Raw genomic sequence first — 1,958 nt, 5'->3', positions numbered from 1 at the left:
GCACTAACAAGAATAGGTCTTCATGGCCTTTTTGGTCTAGTCGCTAAGGTGTTGCACTTGAATTGTAAACTGGGGAAGGCAATTAATGGCTAGATTGTGTTTGACTGAGTTCTTTTTATTCGCAATGAATGATGGGTCGGGTTGGTGTCCGGCCTTTCTTAGATTCTGAAAGTATTAAATTGCCTGCTTTGGTCAGTAAACGAAACATGGAGCTAGATTACCAGGACTGCATTGACGACTAAAGTCTTGGCAATTTCTGTTGGCAGTCGGGGTATACTAAAAGGAAAGCGTTCACAGAAAAGGAGAACAGTCAGATGATTACCCGCACCCCAGGAATTTATAGTGCTATTGTTGTTGCTCTCAGAGCTCTCGGCAGTCAAGCGACACGAAAGGAAATTCGAGAGGAAATCGCAAAAAATCCTCAGCTTGAATACTCACAACAGGATGTGTTTGGTAGAGTTACTTCTGCCCAGGGCCATGAGTATTCTCCGTTTCAATTTGACCTTAATTTTGGGATTCGTGATCTTTCTACAGCTGGTTATGTTGAGTTTATTCCAACTGATAAGACTGTGCGACTGACGGAAAAAGGCAAAACTGTCGACCCGAAAACTGTTCCGACGAGTGAAGATAAGGTAGTCATCGATGAATTTTGGGCTAAGAAGAAGGCAGAGAATGAGTCTCTTAGTTCCGAGCCGTTTCAGACTGATTTTACTTGGATCAAGACCTATTCAGCGATTGCGAATAGATTGCGGCCCTTTGCTACGGATCACCTTTCGTTAGTGAAAATAGTGAAATCTAGCTATAAAAATATAGGTATAAATCTTTCAAAGATGGATGCAACTGATCAGGAATTTGATGATATTGATCCGTTCACTTTCTTTGGCTTATTTAATAAGCATCTGACCGATAAGAACCGGACTCGGATTGTGACTGAGCTGATGCGTCAACTGAAAGTGAATGCGCCAGCACCGACTAGTTTTGATGGTATTCCATTGTTGAACAATCAGAATGCTGCATACTATCCTTTCAAGCCAGATCAAACAGCAGAGCAGATGAACGATTTGTGGGCTTTATTCACAGCAGCCCTGAATCTTGCGGACAACGAAAATGCTGAAAATCGGAATGAATTTATCGCGACTTTTGATAAAGCAATTCGAGGTAATAAACTTGTTACCATAGGCAAGCTGACGATTGGTTTGTTCTGGATCCGTCCTGAGCGATATCTCAATCTCGACACTAATAATCGCAATCAAATCATTGATAAGGGTGCTCTCACTACAACGGCTGCCCAAGCCGCTAAAGCTTTTGTTACTACACAAGATGGCAGTAACTACCTTCAGGCCTGCGATGCGGCTCTTGATGCACTTAAGGATGAAGAGCTGGAATATCATACGCTTCCTGAACTTTCAGTTTATTCCTGGACACAGGGCATTGATCCGGTCGATTCTTATATTGAATATGATCCTGGCTTCACAGATGAGGATTGGGACACATTGGTTGCCAATTCAAAGATTTTCACACCTGAAGCCATGGAGATTATGAATGATTGGCTGCAGTTTGAGAATGCAGCGGCAACGTGCACGCAGGTAGCAACGCGTTTCGGAAGAGAGAAAAACTACTACCTCACACAGACAGTCAGTTTGGCTCAACGAATTGCGCACGAAAAAAAAGAAATGACCAAGCCTAAAGGTCATAAGGATGCAAAATGGTGGCCAATTGTCTTTAACGGGTATAAGGCCGATGAGAAAACGCCTGGAAGTATCGTTTGGCAGGTAAGGAGTGGTTTGAAGGGCGCCATAGAAAGAGCAGCTGATGGTGGTCAACGTTACTGGTGGCTGAACGCCAATCCTAAAATCTGGACTTTTTCCCTTGAAAAGATTGCCCCAGTTTACAATTCAAGTGCAACACCTTAGCGACTAGACCAAAAAGGCCATGAAGACCTATTCTTGTTAGTGCAA

General features: G+C 43.2%; 1 protein-coding gene. It reads left to right on the top strand.

The genetic code is table 11. The annotated features are described in order from the left end of the window. Positions 1-314: 314 nt before the first annotated feature. Complete coding sequence (locus JUF21_RS11845) at positions 315-1,913, top strand: hypothetical protein (protein WP_203664855.1); 1,599 nt, start codon at positions 315-317, stop codon at positions 1,911-1,913. Positions 1,914-1,958 lie beyond the last annotated feature (45 nt).

It is taken from the genome of Lacticaseibacillus sp. 53-4 (assembly GCF_016861805.1).
Lineage (GTDB): Bacteria > Bacillota > Bacilli > Lactobacillales > Lactobacillaceae > Lacticaseibacillus.
This window is presented reverse-complemented; position numbering and strand designations above follow the sequence as displayed.

What these genes read in the sequence shown, in the direction of transcription:
- JUF21_RS11845 (WP_203664855.1), top strand. Translation starts at nt 315, where the DNA reads ATGATTACCCGCACCCCAGGAATTTATAGTGCTATTGTTGTTGCTCTC.